At 72.9% G+C, this 15,860-nt stretch carries 16 protein-coding genes; 5 read left to right on the forward strand and 11 right to left on the reverse strand.

Annotation, left to right across the window (positions count from 1 at the left end):
* Positions 1-74: 74 nt before the first annotated feature.
* The gene (locus OG357_RS14825; RefSeq protein WP_329621609.1) at positions 75-770 is read left to right on the forward strand and encodes a polysaccharide deacetylase family protein; all 696 of its coding nucleotides are present in this window, start codon (positions 75-77) and stop codon (positions 768-770) included.
* A gap of 43 nt (positions 771-813) precedes the next feature.
* Here the strand turns inward: OG357_RS14825 and OG357_RS14830 are convergent, their stop codons facing one another.
* Positions 814-1,998 (reverse strand): glutathionylspermidine synthase family protein, encoded by a 1,185-nt coding sequence (locus OG357_RS14830; protein WP_329621610.1) that lies wholly within the window; start codon positions 1,996-1,998, stop codon positions 814-816.
* A gap of 14 nt (positions 1,999-2,012) precedes the next feature.
* Positions 2,013-2,315 carry a hypothetical protein gene (locus tag OG357_RS14835; protein ID WP_024755284.1) on the reverse strand — a complete coding sequence of 101 codons (303 nt, stop codon included), beginning with the start codon at positions 2,313-2,315 and terminating at the stop codon, positions 2,013-2,015.
* A gap of 91 nt (positions 2,316-2,406) precedes the next feature.
* Here OG357_RS14835 and OG357_RS14840 point away from each other — a divergent pair, with 91 nt between their 5' ends.
* Positions 2,407-3,336 carry a hypothetical protein gene (locus tag OG357_RS14840; RefSeq protein ID WP_329621611.1) on the forward strand — a complete coding sequence of 310 codons (930 nt, stop codon included), beginning with the start codon at positions 2,407-2,409 and terminating at the stop codon, positions 3,334-3,336.
* Between the two features lie 17 nt (positions 3,337-3,353).
* On the opposite strand, the gene pdxR is transcribed toward OG357_RS14840, so the two are convergent.
* A complete protein-coding gene (gene pdxR / locus OG357_RS14845) occupies positions 3,354-4,832 on the reverse strand; it encodes a MocR-like pyridoxine biosynthesis transcription factor PdxR (protein ID WP_329621612.1) in 1,479 nt (492 codons plus the stop codon).
* Positions 4,833-4,879: 47 nt separating this feature from the next.
* Between pdxR and OG357_RS14850 the strand changes: the two genes are divergently transcribed.
* The gene (locus OG357_RS14850; RefSeq protein WP_329621613.1) at positions 4,880-5,389 is read left to right on the forward strand and encodes a carboxymuconolactone decarboxylase family protein; all 510 of its coding nucleotides are present in this window, start codon (positions 4,880-4,882) and stop codon (positions 5,387-5,389) included.
* On the forward strand, positions 5,386-6,147 hold the full coding sequence (locus tag OG357_RS14855; RefSeq protein WP_329621614.1) for an isocitrate lyase/PEP mutase family protein: 762 nt from the start codon (positions 5,386-5,388) through the stop codon (positions 6,145-6,147). Before OG357_RS14850 ends, OG357_RS14855 begins: the two co-directional genes overlap by 4 nt.
* Before the next feature lie 35 nt (positions 6,148-6,182).
* Here the strand turns inward: OG357_RS14855 and OG357_RS14860 are convergent, their stop codons facing one another.
* The 7 genes from OG357_RS14860 to OG357_RS14890 all read right to left on the reverse strand — a co-directional run bounded on the left by OG357_RS14860 (position 6,183) and on the right by OG357_RS14890 (position 13,275).
* The gene (locus OG357_RS14860; protein WP_329621615.1) at positions 6,183-6,998 is read right to left on the reverse strand and encodes a hypothetical protein; all 816 of its coding nucleotides are present in this window, start codon (positions 6,996-6,998) and stop codon (positions 6,183-6,185) included.
* Positions 6,999-7,149: 151 nt separating this feature from the next.
* Complete coding sequence (locus OG357_RS14865) at positions 7,150-7,548, reverse strand: hypothetical protein (protein WP_329621616.1); 399 nt, start codon at positions 7,546-7,548, stop codon at positions 7,150-7,152.
* Entirely contained in the window at positions 7,541-9,310 is a 1,770-nt protein-coding gene (locus OG357_RS14870) for a hypothetical protein (protein ID WP_329621617.1), read from the reverse strand. The genes OG357_RS14865 and OG357_RS14870 overlap by 8 nt, the downstream gene beginning before the upstream one ends.
* Before the next feature lie 229 nt (positions 9,311-9,539).
* Positions 9,540-10,529, reverse strand: a complete 990-nt coding sequence (locus OG357_RS14875) for a malate dehydrogenase (protein ID WP_329621618.1) — start codon at positions 10,527-10,529, stop codon at positions 9,540-9,542.
* A 213-nt stretch (positions 10,530-10,742) separates the two neighbouring features.
* Entirely contained in the window at positions 10,743-11,708 is a 966-nt protein-coding gene (locus OG357_RS14880) for a helix-turn-helix domain-containing protein (protein ID WP_329621619.1), read from the reverse strand.
* Positions 11,709-11,942: 234 nt separating this feature from the next.
* Positions 11,943-12,413, reverse strand: coding sequence for a DUF3017 domain-containing protein (locus OG357_RS14885; protein WP_329621620.1), 471 nt, complete (start codon positions 12,411-12,413; stop codon positions 11,943-11,945).
* 1 nt (position 12,414) lies between these two features.
* Positions 12,415-13,275, reverse strand: coding sequence for a bifunctional methylenetetrahydrofolate dehydrogenase/methenyltetrahydrofolate cyclohydrolase (locus OG357_RS14890; protein WP_329621621.1), 861 nt, complete (start codon positions 13,273-13,275; stop codon positions 12,415-12,417).
* A gap of 249 nt (positions 13,276-13,524) precedes the next feature.
* Here OG357_RS14890 and OG357_RS14895 point away from each other — a divergent pair, with 249 nt between their 5' ends.
* Positions 13,525-14,256: an RDD family protein gene (locus tag OG357_RS14895; protein ID WP_329621622.1), complete on the forward strand. Its 732-nt coding sequence runs from the start codon at positions 13,525-13,527 to the stop codon at positions 14,254-14,256.
* Between the two features lie 70 nt (positions 14,257-14,326).
* Here the strand turns inward: OG357_RS14895 and OG357_RS14900 are convergent, their stop codons facing one another.
* Positions 14,327-15,760, reverse strand: coding sequence for a DUF2079 domain-containing protein (locus OG357_RS14900; protein WP_443066683.1), 1,434 nt, complete (start codon positions 15,758-15,760; stop codon positions 14,327-14,329).
* Between the last annotated feature and the right edge of the window lie 100 nt (positions 15,761-15,860).

The raw sequence follows: 15,860 nt of genomic DNA on the forward strand, positions 1-15,860 counted from the left end.
CGCGGCGGGCACGGGGTTCTCGCGGGCAACGCGGGCCATTGACACGACAGTTGGTCTAGGCCAATGATGCCGCCATGCCGAGACTCCGTCTGCGTCACGCCGTGCGTGCCGCGCTCGCCGCCCTCGTCCCCCTCGCGCTCCTCGGCGCGTCCACGGGACCCGCCCACTCCGCCCCGAGGGCGGCCTGGCCCGAGCCCGTCCCGGTGGTCTCGCACGTCGACACCACCGACCCGGTCGTCTTCATCACCATCGACGACGGCTGGTACCACGACCCCGCGGCGGCGAAGCTGCTGCTCGACCGCCGGGTGCCCGCCTCGCTCTTCCTGCTGCCGGGCGCCTACTCGTACGACTCCGGCTACTTCCACACCCTGCTGAACCAGGGCCGCTCCCGCGTCGAGAACCACACCGTCAACCACCCCGACCTGACCACGCTCGACGCCGCCGGACAGAAGGCGGAGGTCTGCGGGGCCCGCGATCAGCACCTCGCCCGGTTCGGCGACGGCCCGCGGCTGCTGCGTCCGCCCTACGGCACGTACGACGCGACCACCCGGACCACCGCGCGCGCCTGCGGGGCGAAGGCCGTGGTGACGTGGACGTACGACCTCACCACCTGGGGCCAGTGGACCCCGCCGACACCGACCCTCAAGGCCGGCGACATCATCCTGCTCCACTTCAACGAGACCCTGGAGCAGGACCTGAAGCGGGCCCTGGACCTGGCCGAGGCGGCCGGCCTCAAGCCCGCGCCGCTGAGGGAGTACGTCGCGGACTAGGGCCTGTCCGACCCTGATCCGCCGGACAGGCCCTAGCCGGGTCCTAGAGGATCACGTGCGGGAGGAAGCGGGCGTACTCGTCGGTGACGAGGCCCGCCGACTCCCGGATCCCGAGCCCCGCCGCCTCGTTCTCGACGACCCACGCGCCGAGCACCACCTTGTTGCCGTCGAAGTCGGCCAGCGGGGCCAGCTCCTGGTAGCAGCAGGCCTCCCCGTCCCGTACGAAGGGCTCCGTCCCGGCCTCGTGCAGGGTGACGCCCGCGCCTTCGCGGCCGAGCAGCGGCTTGGCGACCCACCCCGTGGTCGAGGCGAGCTCGCGCGGACCGTCGAGGTAGGCGGGGAGCAGGTTCGGGTGACCCGGATTCAGCTCCCACAGGATCGCGAGCAGCGCCTTGTTGGAGAGGAGCATCTTCCAGGCCGGTTCGATCCAGCAGGTGGTGCCGGTCCCGCCGCCGTTGTCGAGGGTGTCGAGGACGTGCTTCCCGAAGCGGTCGGTGGTCAGCCACTCCCAGGGGTAGAGCTTGAAGCAGCTGCGGATGAAGCGGAGCCGGTCGTCGACGAAGCGGCGCGAGAGCCGGTCCCAGCCGATCCGCTCGACGGACAGCGCCTCCGTGTCGAGTCCGGCCTGCTGGGCGGTCTCGCGCAGGTACGCGACCGTCATCAGGTCCTCGCCGAGCTCGTCGCCGTCCGAGTGGACGAAGTGGACGGGGCCCGGCGGCAGCAGGTGCGCCTGGCGCTTCCAGGCGTCGACGAGCCGCTCGTGGAGGGAGTTCCACTGGTCGGCGCCGGGGAACCGCTCCTCCATCCAGAACCACTGCGGGCTGGCGGCCTCCACCAGCGAGGTGGGGGTGTCGGCGTTGTACTCCAGCATCTTGGCCGGGCCCGTGCCGTCGTAGCGCAGGTCGAACCGCCCATAGAGGGAGGGGAGTTCGTCGCGGCGCCGCCAGGACTCGGCGACCAGGGAGGCGAGCTTCGGGTCGGTGATCCCGAGCTCGGCGAACCGGTCCCGCTCGACGATGTGCGCGGCGGCCGCCAGGCACATCGCGTGCAGCTCCTCGACGACCTCCTCCAGGGCCTCGACCTCGGGCAGCGTGAAGGAGTAGTACGCGCTCTCGTCCCAGTAGGGACGCAGCGAACCGTCCGGGTAGCGGGTCAGGGGGTAGACGACCCCCTGCTCCTCCACGATCGCCTGCCAGCCGGGCCGGGGCTCGATGGTGTGCCGCTTCATGTGCCGGGCCCTCCTCAGCCGCCGCCGGAGCCCGAGCAGCCGAAACCGCCGGTGTCGACGGCCGCCTTGCTGAAGCTGCCGCCGCTCACCTTGCCGCTCCGGACGGAACCGCCGTAGTAGTACGAGCCCCGGGTCGTGGTGCCGTTGCTGTCGTCGTCGTCATCGCCGCCACCGCTCTCGCACCGGTAGCTGGGCAGCTCCTCGCGGGTCAGCGGGTCCACACACCGCTGGTCCGGCTCCGAGCCGCACGCGGTGATCGTCGCCGCGAGCACACCCATCCCACCGAGCACCACCGTGCTCGACCTCAGCCTCCGCATGTCCCTGGCCCTCCCCTTCGCAGTCGCGACCGCACAGTGTAGGCCGGTCAATTCCAGCCGCAGCACCTAGAGTCATTTCGTGCTACTCGGGATGATTTGTGCGCTCGCCTCGTCCGTCTGCTTCGGCGCGGCCTCGGTTCTCCAGGCGATGGCGGCCCGCGCCGTGACGCCGGGGACCGGCGGCGGAGTCGACATCGCGCTGATGGGGCGGGCGCTGCGGCAGTGGCGGTACCTCGCCGGCCTCAGCGCGGACGGCCTCGGTTTCGCCCTGCAGATCGTGGCGCTGCGGACCCTGCCCATCTACGTGGTCGGCGCCGCCCTCGCCGCGAGCCTGGCGGTCACGGCGGTCATCGCCTCCCGGGTGCTGCGGGCGCGGCTCAGCCGGGTGGAGTGGACCGCGGTGGGCGTGGTCTGCGCGGGGCTCGCGCTGCTGGGCCTCGCCTCCGGGAAGGAAGGCCACCAGGACGGCCCCGAGTGGCTGCCCTGGGCGCTGCTCGCGAGCGCCTTCGGGGTGCTGCTGCTCGGCGTCGCGGGCGGGCGGCTGCCGGCGAAGCCCCGCGCCCTCGTCCTCGGCCTCGGGGCGGGCTTCGGCTTCGGGGTGGTCGAGGTGGCGGTCCGGCTGATCGACGGCATCGACTTCGCCGATCCGGTCTGGTACGCGCTCCTGGTGGGCGGCGGGGCCGCGTTCGTGCTGCTGACCTCGGCACTCCAGCGCGGGTCGGTGACCACGGCGACGGCGGGCGCGGTGCTCGGCGAGACGATCGGCCCCGCGATCATCGGGGTGGTCTGGCTCGGCGACACCACCCGGGAGGGCCTCGGCTGGCTCGCAATCACCGGCTTCGCGATCGCGGTGGCGGGCTCCCTGACCCTGGCCCGCTTCGGCGAACCACCGGAGGTGGACGCTAACGGACGGACAATGGAGGTGGGGGCGAGAGCGAGAGCGGGTTCCCACCAGGGCACCGGCCCTGGCACCGACCCCGGCACTGGCCCCGGCCCCGGCTCCGGGCAGGACTCCGCTTAGGTACCCCCGGGCACCTTCTACGCGCCCCCTGACGCCTGGGGCAGCACCCGGCACAGGGCCTGGAGTGCGCCCTGCCAGCCGCTGTCCGGGGGCGTGGCGTAGCCGACGACCAGACCGTCCAGGGCCGGCGCCACGCCCGGCCGGCGGAACTGGTTCACCCCCTGCACCGCGAGACCGTGCCAGGCGGCGGCTCGCAGGACGTCCTGCTCGGTGCCGGGCGGCAGGGCGAGGACCGCGTGGAGGCCGGCCGCGATCCCGCTGACCCGGGTCGGCGGCGAGTGCGCGGCCACCGCCTCCACCAGCTGGTCCCGGCGCCGCCGGTACCGCAGCCGCATGGCCCGTACGTGCCGGTCGTACGCCCCCGAGCCGAGGAACTCGGCGAACGCCAGCTGGTCCGGCGCGCTCGACGCCCAGTCCACGGCCCCCTTCGCGGCGACCACCTCGCCCACCAGCCCCTCCGGCACCACCATCCACGCCAGCCGCAGCCCGGGCGCCAGGGACTTGCTCGCGGTCCCCAGGTAGACGACCCGCTCGGGATCCAGGCCCTGGAGCGCGCCCACCGGCTGCCGGTCGTAGCGGAACTCGCCGTCGTAGTCGTCCTCCAGGACGAAGCCTCCCGAGGTGCGCGCCCAGTCGACGACGGCCGCCCTCCGGTCCGGCGGCAGGGCGCCGCCCAGCGGGAACTGGTGCGCCGCCGTCAGGAGGACGCCCCCGGCGCCCGCCAGCTCCTCGACGTGCGTGCCGCGTTCGTCGAAGGGCAGGACCGGGGTCCCGAGTCCGGCCCGGACGAGGAGGTCGGCGTGGACGCCGAGCCCGTACGACTCGACCGCCACGTCCCGCACCCCCCGGCCGCGCAGCACCTCGCCCATCAGCATCAGCCCGTGCACGAACCCCGCGCAGATCACGATCCGTTCGGGCCGGGCGTGCACGCCCCGCGCGCGGGCGAGGTACTCGGCGAGCGCGGTGCGCAGTTCGATCCGGCCGCGCGGGTCGCCGTAGCCGAAGGCCTCGTTCGGGGCGGCGGTCAGCGCCCGTCGGTACGCCTTGAGCCAGTCGGCGCGCGGGAAGGAGGCGAGGTCGGGGGTGCCGGCCTTGAGGTTGTGCGCCGGGGCGCCGAGCCGGGACCGTACCGCCGCCGCAGACGCCGCAGACGCGGCAGACGCGGCAGACGCGGCAGACGCGGCAGACGCGGCAAGCGTGGCAGGGGCAGGGGGCGCCGGCCTGCGGGGCGCGGTCCGGCGGGCGACGCGCGTGCCCGAGCCCTGCCGGGCGGTCAGCCAGCCCTCGGCGACCAGCTCGGCGTAGGCGTCGGCGACGGTGTTGCGGGCCATGCCCAGGTCGGCGGCGAGCGACCGGGAGGACGGCAGCCGGGTGCCGGCCTCCAGGCGCCCGCTGCGGACCGCCTCCCGGAGCGCGTCCATGAGTCCGGCGCGCAGCTGCGGACCGCGCAGTTCCAGATGGAGGTCGGCGCCAAAAGTGGCCCACTCGTTTGCCATGGAAATGGACCATACTCCTGCGCCATCCCGCTCGTACGGTGAGAAGCATGACGACCACCACGACGACGACGCACCAGACGACCCCGTACGCGCACGAGCACGAGCCCCGCCTCGCCCTGGCCGAGCGGGTCCCCGAGTTCTACCGGGCGATGATCCGGCTGGAGACGGCGGCCGCGAAGGACGTCGACCCGACCCTCTACCACCTGATCAAGATCCGCGCCTCGCAGGTCAACCACTGCGCTTTCTGCCTCGACATGCACACCAAGGACGCGCTGGCGGAGGGCGAGACCGTCGAGCGGATCGTGCAGCTCTCCGCCTGGGAGGAGTCCCGGCACTTCTACACCGAGCGGGAGCTCGCGGCCCTCGCCCTGACCGAGGCCGTCACCGTCCTCACCGACGGCTTCGTCCCCGACGAGGTGTACGCGCAGGCCGCCGCGCACTTCGACGAGACCGAGCTCGCCCGGGTCATCGCCGCGATCGTCACGATCAACGCCTGGAACCGGATCGGCGTGACGACCAGGCTGACGCCCGGCCACTACACCCCCCGCAGCGCGTGAGCCGGGGGCCGGAGGCCGACCTCCTGCGCGCCCTGCACGGGGGCCGGGCGGCCGGCGATCCGCTGGTGCTGCCCGGCCCGTGGGACGCCGTGAGCGCCCGCGCCTTCGAGGAGGCCGGTTTCCCGGCGCTCGCGACGCCGAGCGCCGGGATCGCCGCCGCCCTCGGGTACGAGGACGGGGAGACGCCGGCGGCGGAGATGTTCGCCGCCGTGGCGCGGATCGCCCGCGCCGTCTCCGTACCCGTCACCGCCGACCTGGAGGGCGGTTACGGGCTGCCGGTGGCCGAACTGGTGGAACGCGTACGGGAGTCCGGCGCGGTCGGGGTGAACCTGGAGGACAGCGACCGGGTCGGCGGACTCAAGGACCCGGAGGCCCATGCCGCGTGGCTGGCGGAGGTCCGGGCGGCCGCGGGCCCCGGGCTCTTCGTCAACGCGCGCGTGGACGTGTACATCCGGGAGGCGGCCGACGGGGTGGCGGTGCGGGACGCCGCGGTGTCCCGCGCCCGGCTCTACGCCGAGGCGGGCGCGGACTGCGTCTACCCGATCGCGGCCCCGCCCGCCGACCTCCCGGCCCTGCGCGCCGCGCTCGGCGGCCTCCCCCTCAACGCCCTGTCCGTCCCGGGCGGCCTGTCCTTCGCCGAGCTCGGCCTGCTCGGCGCGACCCGCGTCACGTTCGGCGACGGCCTGCTCCTGCGCGCCACGGCCGACCTCACGGCCCTGGCGGCGAGGCTCCGGAGCGGTGCCGTGCCCACGGGCTGAGCACGGCACAGTCCGTGGGAGCGGCGCCGTCGCCGTCAGTACGCGCCCGGGCGGAAGAACTCCAGGGCCGCGCGCAGGACCTCGCGCTGCTTGGGCCAGTCGGTCTCCGGGCCCGCGGCGAGGATGGCGTAGTGGTTGCCGTCCGGCGCCGTGAACGCGCGGTCGACGACCTGGCGGCGGCCGCCCTCGCGGTCGTACGCGTACACCAGCTCGGCGGAGTCGGCCGGGGCGTCCGGTTCGCCGGTGACCCGGTCGAGACTGATCTCCACATAGCCCGGCTTGTTGGCCTTGCCGTCGTCGGAGGCGCCGCGCAGGGCCTCGTACGGCGTCATGCCGGGCTCGGTGATGACGAAGACCTGGAGGAGGCTCTTCCCGTCCGGCGCGTTGTAGAAGACGCCCTCCGTGTCGGACTCGGTGCGGTGCCAGCCCTCGGGGACGGCGATCGTGAAGCCCTTGCGGTCCTTCTGCACCTTGTAGGTGGGCGGGGGGACGTCGTCGGTGGGAGAGGTGGCGGCGGAGTCGGAGGGCGTGGGCGAGTCCGACGGGGAGTCGGTCTCGTACGGGGTCTCCGTGTCCGTCGGGTCGTCCGAGGACGACGACTCCGGCGGGGCCGAGACCGAGACCGAGACCGCCGGGCCGCCCGCCCCCGGGGCGTTCCCGTCCTCGCCCTTGCCCCAGAGCAGCCACGTGCCCACCGAACCCGCCGCCAGGACGGCGACGGCCACCCCCGCCGCGACCGCGCCGCGCGTACGCGGGCGCCCGGCCGGGCCCGGTGCGGTGGAGTGCTGCCACTCCCCCGTCTCCGGTACGTACTCCGGGGCGTACGAGGGCGGGGGAGGCGGCGGGGGCACGACGGGACCGGCAACGGGAGCAGGGCCGGCAACGGGACCGGGAGCAGGACCGGGAGCGGGACCGGGAGCGGGTGTCGGCGCCGGGCCGGGAGCCGGACCGCCCCCGACCGGCTCCCAGCTCTGCGTCTCGTCGTTCCAGCGGGCGCTCATCTCACCCTCCGAGCAGGGCGCCGACGGCCTGCCCGACGGCCACGCCCGAGGCGAGGATCCCGCTCACCGCGCCCGCGTCCACGAGCGCCTGACGCAGCCGGGTCAGGCGGCCCGTACCGGCGCGCCCCGTGCCCTCGATCTCGTCCTCGGCGTCGGAGAGTTCCTCGTCCAGGGCGGCCGTCTGCTCGGAGGCGACGACCCCGCCGAGGTCGGCCCGGAGCCTGCGGATGGCCTGGAGGAGCTCCTCCTGCTGCGGATCGCGGGCCGGCTGCGCTCCGTTCACCGTGCTGGTGACGGTGTTGTTGTCGCCGATGGTGACGTTCCCACCGGTGTTGGTGACGTGAATGCCGCCGCGGGCCCTGTCGTTGCCATTGCCGCTGTCGTTGCCGGTGTCAGCCACGGTCGCCTCCGGTCGTCGAGGTGGTGAAGGTCTTGTTGGTGACGGAGTTGTGGTTGCCGAGGGTGACGTTGCCCTTGGTGTTCTCGATGAACGTGCCGCCCTCGGCGACGTGGATGATCTTCTGCTCGAACTCGGCGGTCTCGTAACCGGCTTCGCGCAGCGCGACGGTCACGCCGTTCGCGACCCTGTCCTGAATGCTCTTCAGGTAGCGGCTGACGTCCATCTCCTGGAAGAGGGAGGCCTGGTCGTCGGAGCCGCGCTCGCGGACCGAGATCCAGGGCCCCTCGGGCAGCGCGTTCGCGTGGCCCCCCGTGAGCAGCCGCCAGCCGTGGCGGAGCGCCCGCCAGAGGGTGACGACGGCCTGCCCGCCGGAGCGCGGGGTCTGGCCGAGCGCCCAGACGGCCTTCCCGAAGTGGTGGTTGTGCCGGAAGCGGTGGGCGATCCGGTCGGCGTCCCGGTAGAGCCGCTTCACCGGCCGCAGGACGTGCGGGGCGACCTCCAGCATCAGCATGCCGCCCTGCGTGTGGACGCGGACGAAGACGGTCGCGACGATCTCCTCGCCCCAGCCGCCGACCCGGACGCGGAGGAAGTGGCGGCGGGTCTCGCCGCCCTCCTCGATGGCACCCGAGCGGTGCAGCTCGAAGCCCTCCGGGGTGTACGGGGCGGCGGTACGGGCCGGCAGTCCGTCGACGGGCAGGAAGACGACCTCGTCGATCTCCAGCTCGCGCAGCCGGTCGCGTACGGCGGCCTGGATCTGCGGCGAACCGTGCGCGGAGGGCACGCGGAGCGCCTCCACGAGCGGGACGACGTGCCGCATGATCGCGCTGTTGTCGAGCGGCTCGGGCGCCTTGCCGTCGAGGTTCTTGCGGGGGCGCAGCTCGATGGAGAGCGACCAGGGCTCGTACGGGGCTCCGGCGCCGCAGAACGGATCGTCCGAGCCGTACATGACGAGGCGCGCGTGCTGCTCCACGCGGATCCGGTCGCGCAGGCGGCGGAAGCGGACGCCCTCGGCCTGCTCGGCCGGGTCGGAACGGAGGTCGGGGAAGCGCTCCTTGGAGAGCTCCTGGGTGAGCGCGCGGGCGAACTGGCCGTGGTGGGTCGCGACCGCCCAGGCCACGAGCAGGGGCACGGCGATGGTGATCCACACCTCCAGCGGGCCGATGCCGAACGCCTCCTCGGCGGCGACACTGATCGCGTACCCGAGGAACTCGCCCGCCTCGGAGACGTCGCCGAGGAGCTCCCCGCCGGACTCGTCGTCGCCGAAGGCGAGGACGAGCAGGAGGAGCGCCGACTGGACGAACGTGATCCGCCCGTACCAGCGCAGGAAGAAGGCGGGGACCGTGCGGTAGAGGGGCGGGGCGGCGGACCGGCCGCGGACCCAGCGGGCGAGGCCGAGCACCAGGAACGGTGCGATCAGGAGGACGATCAGGCCCTTGGTGAGCGGGAGCGCGATGATCCAGAGGGCGAGGATGCCGGCGGCCCAGGCGAGTTCGACGCGGCGGGCGCGCAGCGCGTGCGCGAGGACGCGGCTCGCGTCGAAGCCGAGGGAGGGCGCGGCGAAACGCTCCTCGTGGACGTACAACTGGTCGATGACGGCGTCCCGGAAGCCGTCGTCGAGGTAGGTGCCGGCGCAGAGCAGGCGGGTCGACTCGCTCGCGGAGGGTAAGCGGCGCGGATCGACGGCGGGCGGCGTGGTGGGTGGCGTACCCGGCGGCGTACTGGGTGGCTCACCGGGCTGCTGAGGTACGAACGATTGCGCCAAGACTCCCCCGATTACTGCGGAACTGTCCGTGTTGACGGCCCACTTGGACGGGACCGGTGGGACAGCATAGGGGAGGCGGGGACTCCGTGTTGGCGCGAAAAGTCGGCGCGGAAAGCGGCGCCCCCGGGCCGTACGGTCGGTCGTACGGTCCGGGGGCGCCGGGTATGCGGGGTGCCGTCAGGCGGTCAGGGCTTCAGGCGGTCAGGCCTTCAGCCCCTCGGGTCGCGGCTCAGATGAGGCCGAGCTCGCGGACCGCGTCGCGCTCCTCCGACAGCTCCTGCACGGAGGCGTCGATGCGGGCGCGGGAGAACTCGTTGATGTCCAGGCCCTGGACGATCTCGTACTTTCCGTCGGTGCAGGTGACGGGGAAGGAGGAGATGAGGCCCTCCGGGACGCCGTACGAACCGTCCGACGGGATGCCCATGGAGGTCCAGTCGCCCGCGGCGGTGCCGTTGACCCACGTGTGGACGTGGTCGATGGCGGCGTTCGCGGCGGAGGCGGCGGAGGACGCGCCACGGGCCTCGATGATCGCGGCGCCGCGCTTGGCGACGGTCGGGATGAAGGTGTCGGCCAGCCACGCCTCGTCGGCGACGGCCTCGGCGGCGTTCTTGCCGGCGATCTCCGCGTGGAAGATGTCCGGGTACTGGGTCGCCGAGTGGTTGCCCCAGATGGTGAGGCGCTTGATGTCCTCGACGGAGGCGCCGGTCTTCGCCGCGAGCTGCGAGAGCGCGCGGTTGTGGTCCAGGCGGGTCATCGCGGTGAAGCGCTCGGCCGGCACGTCCGGGGCGGCGGCCTGGGCGATCAGGGCGTTGGTGTTGGCCGGGTTGCCGACGACGAGGACCTTGATGTCGTCCGCGGCGTGGTCGTTGATGGCCTTGCCCTGCGGCTTGAAGATGCCGCCGTTGGCGGCGAGCAGGTCACCGCGCTCCATGCCCTTGGTACGCGGGCGGGCGCCGACGAGCAGCGCGACGTTGGCACCCTCGAAGCCCTGGTTCGGGTCGTCGAAGATGTCGATGCCCTTGAGCAGCGGGAACGCGCAGTCGTCGAGCTCCATGGCGGTGCCCTCGGCGGCCTTCACGCCCTGCGGGATCTCGAGGAGGCGCAGCTTGACCGGCACGTCCGCGCCGAGCAGGTGGCCCGAGGCGATGCGGAAGAGCAGCGCGTAGCCGATCTGGCCGGCCGCGCCGGTGACGGTGACATTCACGGGAGTGCGGGTCATGGCGATCTCCGTAAGACAGCTGGCGGTGGGGGTCCCTGCCCCGGGTTTCCGGACGTCCCTTCTGATCGACGATCGACGATCGATCAGTGCGATCGATCGGTGTCTCGACGTGAAGAGATTTCCAGCGGTCAGGCTATCGGACCCGGGGGCCCCCGAACCCCCACCCCGTTGTGGTCCGGCTCACTGCCACCCGTCCGAGACCACGAAGGTCCGTCAGTTCGTGGTGCAGGCCTCGCTTCCGTCCGCGAGCGTGGCGCAGGCCGTCGCGTCCGCGCCGGAGGCGACGGCGAGCATCGGGGTGTACGCGTCGGTGTCGGCGCCCGCGCTCACCTCGGCGCGCCGGGTGGTCCCCGCGGCCTTCACCGTGACGGTGTCCCCCGGTACGGCTCCGGTGATCCGCGCCCAGGCCGCCGCGCAGGTCTCGCTGTGCCGGACCTCGACCTGGGCGGTGCCGACGCGGGTGACGGCGACGGTGGTGGCGAGGGGGCCGCCGCAGCCCATGGCCTCCGGGTCGCGACCCGTGCAGCCGGGACCCGCGCACTTCACCCCTGCGGGGAGGCTGGCACTGGGCGCGGCCGTCGGGACGGTCGGCGAGGGCGGGGTCGCGGCCCGGTCGTCCGCGCCGTCGCCCGTACCGCCCAGGTCGACGAGGAGGAGGGCGGCGGTGACGACGAGCAGGGCGCCGAGGATCCCGGCGGCGTAGAGGAGGGGCGTCCGGCGGGGACGGGGCGGGGACGGGGCCGGGTCCGGGGATGCGGGTGCGGAGGCGGGAGCGGGGACCTGCCCGAGGCGCCGGATCTGCATGGTCCGGTCGCCGCCAGGACCGTCGTCAGGGCCGTCGCCAGGACCGTCGTCAGGGCCGGCTGCGTCACCCGAATCGCCGGCACCGTCGAGGCCGTCGGGACGGCCGCTCCGCGACCACCCCCGTTCGGCGCGTTCCCACTCCGCCGCGAGGTCCCCGGGGTCGGTTCCGGTCACTTCGGCGAGCGCCGCGACGGCGTTCCTGGGGACGGGCCGACGCGCGCTCAGATAGGCGTCCCACGTGCTCCGGTCGTGCCCGGTGCGCTCGGCCACGGCGGTGACGCCGAGGCCGCTGCGGTCGACCAGCCGGCGGAGCCGCTCCGCGAACGCGCGGACGTCCGGGTCGAGTTCGTCCGACAGCGTCTTCCAGCCAGGCATGTACGCCCCCCTTGTCCGCGGCCTCCCCTGCGTTCTCGAAGGATGGCAGCTCCGAGGGCGATCCGCGCCCCGGATGCGGAGGCGAGGTGGCGGAATGGTCACTTCCGTGACACAGCGAGCGGCCGGAACTTGAACCACGTTGGCGCGTACATGACTCTTGATCGCAGCGGCGCCCGCCCTCCCACGGGGGAGAGGGCGGGCGCCGTACGCAGCCTGTCGTCCTACGCCACCGCTCTACGTCACGGTGAGATGGAGGACGTCCTCCAGGAACGGGATCCGCAGCCAGGGCGCCGGCTGCACCATGAGTGCGAGCAGCACGATCAGGCCACCCATGACCCCGTACGTGATCATGTCCGTGAAGCGGGACCGCACGGCCAGCATGCCCACGGACGGCACCACCCGGCGCATCACCGCACCGAGGAGCAGGGCCGCCCCGATGAGCATCGTGCCCACCCGGAAGGCGTGCGGGAACGGGTCCGTTCCGACCACGACGAGGCCGATGCCGGCCAGGACGAGAACGGTGAGCAGGGGCCACTGACGCGCGGGCGCCGAGGCGTCGCCGGCCGCCGCCCGGCCGCCGCCCTCGGGCCGCGCGGTGTCGGTGGTCAGACCGAACCGGCGCCGCCTGGCCCCCTTGGCGGCCTCGCTCTCGGCGGCACCGCCCCCGGAGGCCCCGCCATCGGAGGCCCCGCCTTCGGAGGCCATGTCAGAGCGCCGCGGCCGCGCGCTCGGCGGCCTCGACGACGTTCACGAGGAGCTGTGCGCGGGTCATCGGGCCGACGCCGCCCGGGTTCGGGGAGATCCAGCCGGCCACCTCGGCGACACCGGGGTCCACGTCGCCGAGGATCTTGCCCTCGCCGTTGCGCGAGACGCCGACGTCGAGGACGGCCGCGCCCGGCTTCACGTCCTCCGGCTTGATCAGGTGCGGCACGCCGGCCGCCGCCACGATGATGTCGGCGTTGCGCAGGTGCGCCGACAGGTCCCGGGTGCCGGTGTGGCACTGGGTCACGGTCGCGTTCTCGGAGCGGCGGGTGAGGATGAGCGGCATCGGGCGGCCGATGGTGACGCCGCGGCCGACGACCACGACCTCCGCGCCGTTGATCTCCACGCCGTGCGCGCGGAGCAGCGTGATGACGCCGTTCGGCGTGCAGGGCAGCGGGGCGGGCTCGTTGAGCACGAGGCGGCCGAGGTTGGTCGGGTGCAGGCCGTCCGCGTCCTTGGCCGGGTCCATCAGCTCCAGGATGCGGTTCTCGTCGATGCCCTTCGGCAGCGGGAGCTGGACGATGTAACCGGTGCAGGACGGGTCCTCGTTGAGCTCACGTACGACCGCCTCGATCTCCTCCTGCGTGGCGGTGGCCGGAAGCTGTCGCTGGATGGAGGCGATGCCGACCTGGGCACAGTCGCGGTGCTTGCCCGCGACGTACTTCTGGCTGGCCGGGTCGTCGCCGACGAGGACGGTGCCCAGGCCAGGCGTGATGCCCTGGTCCTTGAGGGCCGCCACTCGGACGGTCAGTTCGGTCTTGATCGCGGCTGCGGTGGCCTTGCCATCGAGAATCTGGGCACTCATGAAGACATCCTCCCGGATGACCCCCGCCTTGTTCCAATTCGCTCCTGCCGGACGGCTCGTCATACGGGACGACAGATTGCACTTGCACAACTCCGAGGCGTATCGACTGGACAAGAACTCCGCGTTGCTACGACGATGACCTGCGCAACACCGCGGAAAGTGCCGGGGGGAAATCCGCTCAGATGTCGTGAAAGTCCTCCGCGCGGCCGCGTAGTCCCCGCACAGAAACATTCTCGGAGGAACCCCGCGATGAGCTTCGGCGATCCGAACAACCCCTACGGCCAGCCTCAGGGGCAGCCCCAGGGCCAGCCCCAGCAGCCCGGCTACGGCTACCCGCAGCAGGCCCCGCAGGGCGTGCCGCAGCAGGGGTACGGCTACCCCCAGCAGCAGCAGCCGGGCGCGTACCCGCCGGCGCCGGGCACGATCCAGGCCAACAACGGCTACATCAACCTGCACGGTCTCGGGACCGTCCAGGTCGGCTCGATGGGCCTGCGGTTCGCCGCGCGCCTGATCGACGCCGTGGCCATCGGCGCCCTCGTCTGGATCCTGTCGTTCATCGGCGCGGCGGGCGTGGTCGGCGCGGCCGAGTCCATCGAGGACTGCACGGGCATCGACCCGATGACCCCGGCGTACCAGGAGTGCGTGAACGAGCAGGCCGCCGCCGCGGGTGGCATCATCGCCGCCTTCTTCGGCTTCCTGTTCCTGCTGTTCATCGCCACGATGCTCTACGAGTGGCTGATGATCTCCTTCGTCGGCGCCACGCTCGGCAAGATGGCGGTGGGCCTCCGCGTCGTCAAGGAGGCCACGGGCAGCAAGCCGGGCCTCGGCGGCGGCTTCATCCGCTGGATCATCCCGATGGCCGGCGCGCTCGTCTGCGGTATCGGCCAGCTCCTGGTCTACCTGTCGCCGTTCTTCGACAGCACCGGCAAGACGCAGGGCTGGCACGACCGTGCCGCCGGCACGGTGGTCATCAAGAAGTAACGCTTGCGGCGGGCTCCCCCGCTGCTCCGAGGGCCGTCCGGCACACCGCCGGGCGGCCCTCGCCCGTTCCTCACACCCGCTTGAGCACCGCGAACCCGTCCGACCGGTACGTGATCTCGTAGCGCGCCTCCGGGTGCCGTTGTGAAGCGAGCTGCGTCGGGTCCGAGATCTGCTGCGACCAGCCGCCCAGGTCGAAGGCGAGGTAGTCCGGGGTGGCGCCCTTCGAGGTGCCGACCCAGTAGACCCGGTGGTCCGCCGTGAGGTGGGCGAGGAGCGAGACGTCCGCCTCCACGCTCGCGCCCTCCGGCACCGCGGCCACGGCCGCGCGCGCCTGCTCGGCCCGGGTGTCCGTGCGGTACGTCTCCGGCTTCAGCAGCTCCCGCAGCGGCAGGTTCATGGCGAGCACCAGCGCGACCGCCGTCGCGACGGGGACGACGACCTTCCCGTACGCGGCGAGCCAGGCGCGCGGCGAGGTGCGCACGGACCGGGCCGCGTCCACGAGGGCCAGGAAGAGCACCGGCATGAGGATGGCGCTGTAGTGCCAGTGCAGGCCCCAGTGGTTGGGGTCCTGGGAGACGAAGCGCCAGCCCAGGGTCGGCAGGACGAGCAGGATCAGCGGGGAGCGCAGGGCGAGGAAGCCCGTGATGGCGAGCAGGAAGAACACCATCTCCCAGCGTTCGCCGGAGACGAGGGCGTCACCGATGACCTGCCCGATGGAGGTCTCCGCACCCTCGCCCGTCTTCTCGATCTTGGACCAGTAGTCGTACTCGCCGACCCGGCTCGCCGCCGGGATCAGGACGAGGACCGTGAGGGCGAAGGCCGCCACGCCGAACCCGGCCAGGGCGGCGCCCAGCTTCTTCTGGCCCTTCACGAAGAGCACCACGCCGACCATGGCGACGGTGAGCCCCATGTCCTCCTTGACGAGGACGAGCGGCGCCGACCAGGCGACGGCCGCCGTCCAGCGCCCGAGGAGCAGGGCCCGGCAGGTCAGGGCGAGCATCGGGACGGCGAAGGCGATCTCGTGGAAGTCGGACTTGACGGCCTCCTGGAGACCCCAGGAGAGCCCGTACGCGACGGCGAGTCCGATGCCGGCGGCGCGGCTGCCGAGGACCTGCTGGGTGGTGCGGCCGACGACGACGGAGGAGGCGGCGAAGAGCGCGGCCTGCCCGAGGAGCAGGGCGGCGGGCGAGGGCCAGATCCAGTACAGGGGCGCGAGCAGCGCGGTGACCGGGCTGAAATGGTCGCCGAGTATGTGGAAGCCGGGGCCCTTGATGTCGACGACGGGGGCCCGGAACTCGGCGTACGCCCTGACGGACTGCCCGAAGATCCCGAGGTCCCAGGAGGGCGTGCGGAAGTGCGTGTACTGCACCCAGGAGTAGAGGAAGTACAGGCCGCAGAGGACGACCGCGAGGATCACATAGGGCCTCAGCGGTGCCGGTGAAAGGCCGTCCGACGCCTCCGCGTCGGTGGTATCCGCAGCGGGCCTGTTCAGTACGTCCAACACCACGTCCCCCACAACCGGCGGCCGACAAAAGAGCAACCCATTAGACCAGAGTCCACCCGATCGGCCGATCCGTAAGCGGTAGGTGACGTTCTGCATTCGT

The organism is Streptomyces sp. NBC_01255, from assembly GCF_036226445.1.
GTDB lineage: Bacteria > Actinomycetota > Actinomycetes > Streptomycetales > Streptomycetaceae > Streptomyces.

Coding starts and splice junctions, on each gene's coding strand:
- OG357_RS14880 (WP_329621619.1), bottom strand. CDS start 11,708: ATGCCTGGCTGGAAGACGCTGTCGGACGAACTCGACCCGGACGTCCGC.
- OG357_RS14830 (WP_329621610.1), bottom strand. CDS start 1,998: ATGAAGCGGCACACCATCGAGCCCCGGCCCGGCTGGCAGGCGATCGTG.
- OG357_RS14875 (WP_329621618.1), bottom strand. CDS start 10,529: ATGACCCGCACTCCCGTGAATGTCACCGTCACCGGCGCGGCCGGCCAG.
- OG357_RS14885 (WP_329621620.1), bottom strand. CDS start 12,413: ATGGCCTCCGAAGGCGGGGCCTCCGATGGCGGGGCCTCCGGGGGCGGT.
- OG357_RS14895 (WP_329621622.1), top strand. CDS start 13,525: ATGAGCTTCGGCGATCCGAACAACCCCTACGGCCAGCCTCAGGGGCAG.
- pdxR (WP_329621612.1), bottom strand. CDS start 4,832: ATGGCAAACGAGTGGGCCACTTTTGGCGCCGACCTCCATCTGGAACTG.
- OG357_RS14825 (WP_329621609.1), top strand. CDS start 75: ATGCCGAGACTCCGTCTGCGTCACGCCGTGCGTGCCGCGCTCGCCGCC.
- OG357_RS14890 (WP_329621621.1), bottom strand. CDS start 13,275: ATGAGTGCCCAGATTCTCGATGGCAAGGCCACCGCAGCCGCGATCAAG.
- OG357_RS14840 (WP_329621611.1), top strand. CDS start 2,407: ATGATTTGTGCGCTCGCCTCGTCCGTCTGCTTCGGCGCGGCCTCGGTT.
- OG357_RS14850 (WP_329621613.1), top strand. CDS start 4,880: ATGACGACCACCACGACGACGACGCACCAGACGACCCCGTACGCGCAC.
- OG357_RS14835 (WP_024755284.1), bottom strand. CDS start 2,315: ATGCGGAGGCTGAGGTCGAGCACGGTGGTGCTCGGTGGGATGGGTGTG.